The 7,017-nt window shown below is 68.0% G+C and carries 6 protein-coding genes; 2 read left to right on the forward strand and 4 right to left on the reverse strand.

Features of this window, described 5'->3' with window-relative positions:
• Positions 1-127: 127 nt before the first annotated feature.
• From VNN77_02300 to VNN77_02310, 3 genes are all read right to left on the reverse strand, one after another.
• Positions 128-880, reverse strand: coding sequence for an HD domain-containing protein (locus VNN77_02300; protein ID HXG50221.1), 753 nt, complete (start codon positions 878-880; stop codon positions 128-130).
• Positions 881-983: 103 nt separating this feature from the next.
• Complete coding sequence (locus VNN77_02305) at positions 984-2,219, reverse strand: amidohydrolase family protein (protein HXG50222.1); 1,236 nt, start codon at positions 2,217-2,219, stop codon at positions 984-986.
• Between the two features lie 288 nt (positions 2,220-2,507).
• A complete protein-coding gene (locus tag VNN77_02310; protein HXG50223.1) occupies positions 2,508-3,401 on the reverse strand; it encodes a cytochrome c oxidase assembly protein in 894 nt (297 codons plus the stop codon).
• 394 nt (positions 3,402-3,795) lie between these two features.
• Here VNN77_02310 and VNN77_02315 point away from each other — a divergent pair, with 394 nt between their 5' ends.
• The gene (locus VNN77_02315) at positions 3,796-5,082 is read left to right on the forward strand and encodes an amidase family protein (protein HXG50224.1); all 1,287 of its coding nucleotides are present in this window, start codon (positions 3,796-3,798) and stop codon (positions 5,080-5,082) included.
• 46 nt (positions 5,083-5,128) lie between these two features.
• On the opposite strand, the gene VNN77_02320 is transcribed toward VNN77_02315, so the two are convergent.
• Entirely contained in the window at positions 5,129-6,310 is a 1,182-nt protein-coding gene (locus VNN77_02320; GenBank protein HXG50225.1) for a multidrug effflux MFS transporter, read from the reverse strand.
• A gap of 201 nt (positions 6,311-6,511) precedes the next feature.
• On the opposite strand from VNN77_02320, the gene VNN77_02325 reads away from it, so the two are divergent.
• The gene (locus VNN77_02325; GenBank protein HXG50226.1) at positions 6,512-6,856 is read left to right on the forward strand and encodes a Lin0512 family protein; all 345 of its coding nucleotides are present in this window, start codon (positions 6,512-6,514) and stop codon (positions 6,854-6,856) included.
• Positions 6,857-7,017: the final 161 nt, after the last annotated feature.

Raw genomic sequence — 7,017 nt, forward strand, 5'->3', positions numbered from 1 at the left:
GATCAGCGCCATCGTCAAGCCGAGAGGCCCCGAGGCGGCGCCATCGCGCCCGGCAGTCGAGAAGGCCGCGATCGTCTAGCCGGGCCGCGAATTCCGGGACGGCGCCCGATCCGAGCCCGGCCACGCCTCAGAGATACTTCGTCGGGCGACGGATCGTGCGCCACATGTGGGCGACCGGGCTGTCGTCGAAGCCGAGGCCCTCTTTCGGCTGCTTGAAGTTGCGCCCGACGATGTCGACGAAGGGCTCCCAGCTCACCACCGCGTCGGGATCGAACGAATAGATGTCGTGGACGGTGATCATGCGCGCGGTCATGTACCACTTGTGGTTGCGGGCCCGCCTGTAGGCTTCCTTGATGTAGTCGTCGGGCTCGTAGTCGGGCCCGAAATGGCGGATGTACATCTCCGGGTAGGAGTAGCCGACGGACTCGTCGGGAAAGAACCGCAGGGCCTGGTGCGCGCGCACCGCCCAGCTCACCTCCTCGTCGACGTAGGGCTCGATCAGCTGGGCGCCCCAGTAGCCGTGGTCGCTCTTGATGAAGATGGCGTTGGCGATGTCGTGCAGGAGGCAGGCGAGAATCGTCTTTTCCGGCATCGAGGCCTTGAGCGCGTGGGTGGCGCTCTGCAGCAGGTGGTTGATGCCTTTGGCGCGGTAGATGAAGAAGTCGAGCAGGGTCGGCCGGGCCGGCATCTGCGGCAGCCGCGGATCGTCGCCCATGAGCTGGTATCTGCCCCTTGCGGGATCGGAGGGCACGGTGACCGCGCCGAGCTGGCCGTCGGCCATGTTGAACAACGCCGACCTGGAAATCAGCACGTCGAGCTCATCGCTCATCTTTCGTTCCAGGGCATCCGCCCGCTCGCTCAGAGACCTGTTTTCGGCCATGGCTCTTCCTCCTTACGATTCACCGATGATCGAAGCTTCTTCATGATTCTCCGTCCGCCCTGCCCTTCGCGCCTCCCGGTTGAGGGCTTCGCCTCTCGTCGCCTCAGCGGACCGGTTGTGAGCGGTCGACCGCCGTCCCGCGCAGGATCACCGCCGAGATGCGCCGCGTGTTGGTGATGTCGTCGAGCGGATTGGCGTCGAGCACGATGAAGTCGGCGCTCTTGCCGGGTTCGAGCGTGCCCGCGTCGTCCAGCCGCAGGAGCTCGGCCGAGTTGCGAGTCGCCGCCACGATGACCTGCATCGGCGTCATGCCGGCGATCACCATGTCCAGCATCTCCTCGTGCGGACCCCACGGCCGGTTGCCGTCGGTTCCGAGCGTCATGCGCACGCCCGCCGCGTTCAGCTTCGCGATATTGCGCGCCTGAAGCCTGTAAAAGGCCTGCGCTTTGGGGCGGTCCGTATTGGCCGCTTCGAGCTTCTTCAGCTGCTCGCCCGGAACGCCGGCGCGCAGCCAGGCAAGGTCCGTTTTCACGCCGCGATCCGGCAGGTTCGGCGTGAGAAACAGGTTCGGGCGCTGCCTGAACAGCGCCACCAGCTCGTCGTCGATCTCCCGGTCGCGAACGCCGTGAGCGAACGCGTCGACCCCGGCGCGAATGAGGCCTTTGGCGTCCTCGAGGTCGTAGATGTGGGCGATGACGCGGAGGCGGCGCCTGTGCGCCTCGTCGATCACGGCGCGGTAGATTTCCGGCGTCATCTTCCTGTACTTGCCGTCCCGGTCGTCCACCCAGATCTTGACGATGTCGACCTTGCGGGCGGCGAGCTCCTCGACCGCCTTGCGGCCCTCGTCGGCGGTCGTGACCCAGTAGGGAGCGGTCGTGCGCCCAGGCTCGGGCATCGTGATGCCGCGACCGGCGGTGCGGTAGCGCGCGGCGCCGGGGATCGTCTCGTTGCGCACGCCGAGCACTTCGTAGCCGTCGGTGCCGAGGCTGAGCACGGCGCTCACGCCCCAGTAGGCGCGCCTTCTGAGATCGCGGACCACCTCTTCGCGATTCGAGCCGAGATGGACGTGGGTGTCGATGATCATCGGCATCACGGTCTTGCCGGCGAGGCTCACCCGCTTCGCGCCGGCGGGGACCCGGACCTCGGGGGGACGGCCGACGCGGGCGAGCCGCGTGCCCTCCACGAGCAGGGTCGCGTTCTCGATCACGCGGCCGTCGCCGACGATCACCCGCGCCCCCTCGTACGCGGTGACGGGTTCGTCCGCGACCGGCACGGCGCAGCCGGCAAGGAAAGCGACGACGAGCATGAACGCGACCGGGATCGGATTCGCCCTGTCCATGGGACCTCCCGCGTCAGGCCACGTCGAACGAGCGGCCGTACATCGACAGTCTGAGCTCGGACGGGCCTGATCTTCTGGCCGACGGCGGTCGCACTATCCTTCACGTCCGGTGCGGCTGTCAAGACGCTCCGGACGCTCAGGCCGGTTCTTCGGGATCACGGGGGAAGCGCTTCGGTGGGGCAAGGCTGACAAGCGTCAAGCGGCGTTGGGGACGGCGGTTCGAGAGACGCTGACGTGGCGGTCCCGATGGAGCGCCGGCGAAAGTCGTCCGGTTCCGTTCCGCGCGGGCTAGTCGTCGATCTCGAAGGTGTAGATCATCGTGAAGCGATCGACCTCCCGCGGCATGTCGGTCCACACCAGGAAGGTTGAGCGGTTTTCTTCCTCTTCGCCCGGCGCGAGCCGGAACGGGACGAAGACGCCGCAGTCGCCGAGCCCGATGAACTTTTCCATGAGCTTCGGCTCGGCGTTATGGGCGACCCTGGCCCAGATCTCCCTGTTCGAGGGATTCCTGACCCTGAGGGTGACGGTGAAAGGCTCGCCGGGCCGGAAGACGATCTCGCCGGGCACGCTCTCCACGCGGAGCGGCGACGACGGCGGCAGCTTCGTCAGCACCCGAACCCGCACGCCCGGCGACGGGTCCAGGACGATCCGCCAGCCGCCCTCTTCTTCCACCAGATCGTAGGTCTCCTCGGTTTCGACGAACGGAAGCGAGCCCGCGCGCCGCCTCCGCTCGATCATCGCGAGCAGCTCGCGTTGCTCCTTTGCCGAAAGCGCGTTCAGCCGCTCCTCGTCCCATCCGAGCAGGTCGGCAGCGAGCCGGTCGGGGTCCGGGGCCTTGACCTTGAGTTTCATCTTCGCCCGGCGTCCCGAGAAGCTTTCCTCCACGGCCGCGATCTCGATCAGATCGGCGAGCCGCGCCGCGAGAAGGGCAGTGAACCCCCCGAGCTCTCCCCGCTCCAGCGCGTAGTCCCGAACGCTTTTCGCCCGACGGTCCGCAGCGGAAAGCCAGCGGTGGGCCCCGGAGAAGTTCCGGGCGTAGGTAGCCCTCACGTAGCGCTCAACGACCCGGGCCCGCCCGGAGGGGGACCGGTTGCGGTCGGAAACGTGGAGGTAACAGGCGGGAAGGGCGAGCACCGCCGCCGCGACGAGCGCCGAAAAGAAGCTCTTGAGGCTCGGTCCCATTCGCCTCAAAGCCTAGCGGGGAAGCCGGGCGGTATCAACGCGCCGCCTTCGGGGTGAAGTGGCCGGCGCTGGCTCCTGTCCCGCCGAGGGCTACTCGCCCTCGACGACGGTCAGCTGCGCGCACGCGCTCTCGGAAGGCGGCGCGGCCCTCGGCGCCCAGGCCGGCAAGGCGGGCCTGGCGCGCGTGTTCGCGAAAGCGGGGTTTCGCGAGTTCAGAAGGGCCAGGGCGAGCCGTTCAACCTGATCCTCGAAGCGAAGGTCCAGCGCCGCGCTTCGACCGATCCGGCGCGATCTTGACGGGCGAGCTTTTCCGTTGATAAGGGTCACAACCGGGGCTCCGGCCCCGTCGGCCCGGCGCGACCGCCCGTGCCTCGCGCCTTCCAGGGAGAATTCCATGGCAGACCTGTTCCGGTTGTCGGCGAGCGAAGCTGCGGCGCGCATCCGCGAGGGGACGCTCACGTCCGAGGCGCTGGTGCGCTCCTGCCTGGAGCGCATCGACGCGCGGGAATCGCAGGTCCGCGCCTGGGCCCATCTCGACCGTGACTTCGCCCTGGCGCAGGCGCGCGAATGCGACCGGAGCGCGAGTCGGGGGCCGATCCACGGCATTCCGTTCGCCGCCAAGGACATCATGGATACGGCCGACCTGCCGACGGAATACGGCTCGCCGATCTACGAGGGCCACCGCCCCGCCGCGGACGCCGCCTGCGTGGCGCTCAGCCGCGCGGCGGGCGGCGTGCTGCTGGGTAAGACGGTGACCACCGAGTTCGCCAGCCGGTTCCCATGGGGGAAGACGACCAATCCGCACGATCCCGGGCACACGCCCGGCGGCTCCTCCAGCGGCTCCGCCGCCGCGGTGGCCGATTGCATGGTGCCGCTCGCCTTCGGCACGCAGACGGTCGGCTCGGTGATCCGGCCGGCGGCGTTCTGCGGCTGCATCGGCTACAAGCCGAGCTACGGCGAGATCAGCACGCAGGGCGTGAAGCAGAACACGGCGTCTTTCGACACCGTGGGGCTTTTTGCACGCGCCGTCGAGGACATCGCTCTGTTTCGGGCCGCGGTTACGGGATTCGCGCCGAAGCCGCTCGCCGCTCCGGCGGTGAGCGAGCTCAAGATCGGCTTTTGCCGCACCATGTTCTGGGATCGCGCGGAGGCGTACACGAAGACCCTGCTTGAAGAGGCCGCCAGCACGCTGGCGAAGGCCGGAGCGAAGGTGTCCGATTTCGAGCTGGGAGAGCCGTTCGAGCGATTCGAGATCATGGGGCGGCGCATCAACGATTACGAATTCTCCCGCGCCCTCGCGTGGGAACGGAACCGGCACTGGAACCTCTTGAGCGAGCTCCAGCGCAACAAGCTGAGCGCGTGGCTCGACATCTCCTACGAGCAGTACCGGGAGGCGGAGGCGGTGCTCGCCCGGTGCCGGGCCCGTCTCGCCGACGCGATGAAGGACGTCGACCTGCTGCTCACGCCGAGCGCTCTCGGAGAAGCCCCGGCGGGACTGACCAGCACGGGCGACACCTCGTTCAACATACTGGCGACCTGGACCTACACTCCTTGCGTCACGCTGCCCGTCTTCACCGGACCGTCCGGCCTGCCGGTCGGCATCCAGCTGATCGGTCACCGAAACCAGGATCACCGCCTGCTCGAAGGGGCGCTTGCGGTCTACCGGGTGGTCTCGAAATGAACGTGCCTCTACGGCTGTGTTGTCGAGAAGTTAAGGGGTCGACGAACTAATTCTTCGCCCGCGCCGCCGTCCAGCCGCTGAGCAGCGCGACGGTCACGGCGGCGAAGTGAACCGCCGCCATCGGCACCCAGGTGCCGTCGGCGAGCAGCCCGGTGAGCTGCTGCAGCGCGGCGGGCCAGAAGAACTGCGAGAAGACCACCGCGCCCGAGGCCGAGCCGGCAAGATCGGGGTCGACCGCCATCGCGCCGGCCTGGGCGTAGGGCATCGAGAGGCCCTGAGCGAGGCTGACGAAGAATCCGGGCACGTAGAGCGCGGGCATCGAGACGCCGCCAAAATAGAGCCAGCCGGCGAGCAGCACACCGTTGGCGACCCCGATCGCGCCGCCGAGAAGGGTCATCGATTCGATCGAGCGGCCGGCGCCGATGCGGCCGGAAATAAAGCTCCCCGCCATGAAGCCGATCGGGAAGGTGAAGAACCAGAGGCCGATGTCGGAGGCGTCGGCGCCGAGGTGCTCGGCGGCGAGGAAGGAGGCGGCGGTCGCATGGGTGTAGAAGGCCGCCGACATCATCCCGGGTTGCAGCACGAATCCCAGGAAACGCCGCCGCCGGAGCAGCGACTTGTAGCCGGACAGCACGCCGCGCGGCGCCGCCGCTTTGTGCGCGCGCGTTTCCGGAACCGCGTACGCCACGGCGAGGATCACCGCCAGGCCGAAGACCGACGCCAGCACGAACAGCGCGCGCCAGCCGAACCGCGTCGTGAGCTGCCCGCCGATCGGCGGCGCGAACATCGGCCCGAGAACGTAGGCGGCGGTGAGGTAGGCGATCACCTGCGCGACACGCTCCTGGCCGTAGACGTCGCGCGCGATGGCGCGCGCCAGCACCACGCCGCAGCCCGCCCCGGCTCCCTGCAACATGCGCCCCGCGAGCAGCATCGGCAGGTTGGCGGCCGCCAGGCAGCTCGCGGCGCCGCAGGTGAACAGCGCCAGTCCGCACAGGAGCACGCGTTTGCGCCCGAAGCGGTCGGACAGGCCGCCGTAGGCGACCGTGAAGCAGGCCATCGAGAGCATCTCGAGCGAAAGCGTGAGCTGCGCCATGCCCGTGGAGACCCCGAAGGCCTCTTTTACCGCCGGCATCGCCGGGATGATCAGGTGGACCGAGAGCGGCCCGATGAAGGTGACGGACACAAGAGCGACGAAGAAATACCAGCGCGGCCGGAACGACGTGGTCATGCGCTAGATTAAGCCCTCGAATCGCGCTCAGTGCAATCGGAACGCCGGTTTCTTTTGGCGGGGCGCGGCTTCGCTGTTGCTTCGTCGCGCCCGGTCGGCTTATCTTCCTGGGGCGAAGCGAGGGATCCTGGAATCGGCCGGAGCCGTTGTGTCGGCCCGAGCGTTCGGCGACGGCTCGGCTTGCGCGGGAGGTAAGACGATATGGCTTGGGTACGGTGCGTTACGGAAATGGGCATGGGAGTGGACGTCCACGGGTTGGACTACACGGCCGCGGCGAAGCGGGCGGTGTTCGACGCGATCCACCACAGCAGCCTGGGGTTTCCGCGCCTGGTGGGCAAGACCGCCGACGATATGCTGGTGGAGGTGACCATCGGCGTGCCGAAGCCCGAGGCGGTGGACAAAGAAGCGGTGCTCGAGACGCTGCCGCACGGCCACAAGCGCATAAACGTCGTCCACGGCGGCCTGCAGGTGCTCAACGAAAAAGGCGACGACGGCTGGCTGATCGCGAACGCCATCATCGTCGTCAGCCTGGACGACGGGAAATAGCCCCGGTGGGGGCTCGCCGCCCTAGGGCTCCAGCTGGAATCGCCTCCAGGGAGGAACCCCCGCTTTGTATTCCACGAGCCGCGTGCGCCGGACCGAGACGTCCTCACAGACCTTCCGGATTCTTATCAGCTCGGTGGGCCAGTCCCAGTCGCTCTTCGATT

This window comes from Candidatus Zixiibacteriota bacterium (assembly GCA_035574315.1).
Lineage (GTDB): Bacteria > Desulfobacterota > Binatia > UBA9968 > UBA9968 > DATLYW01.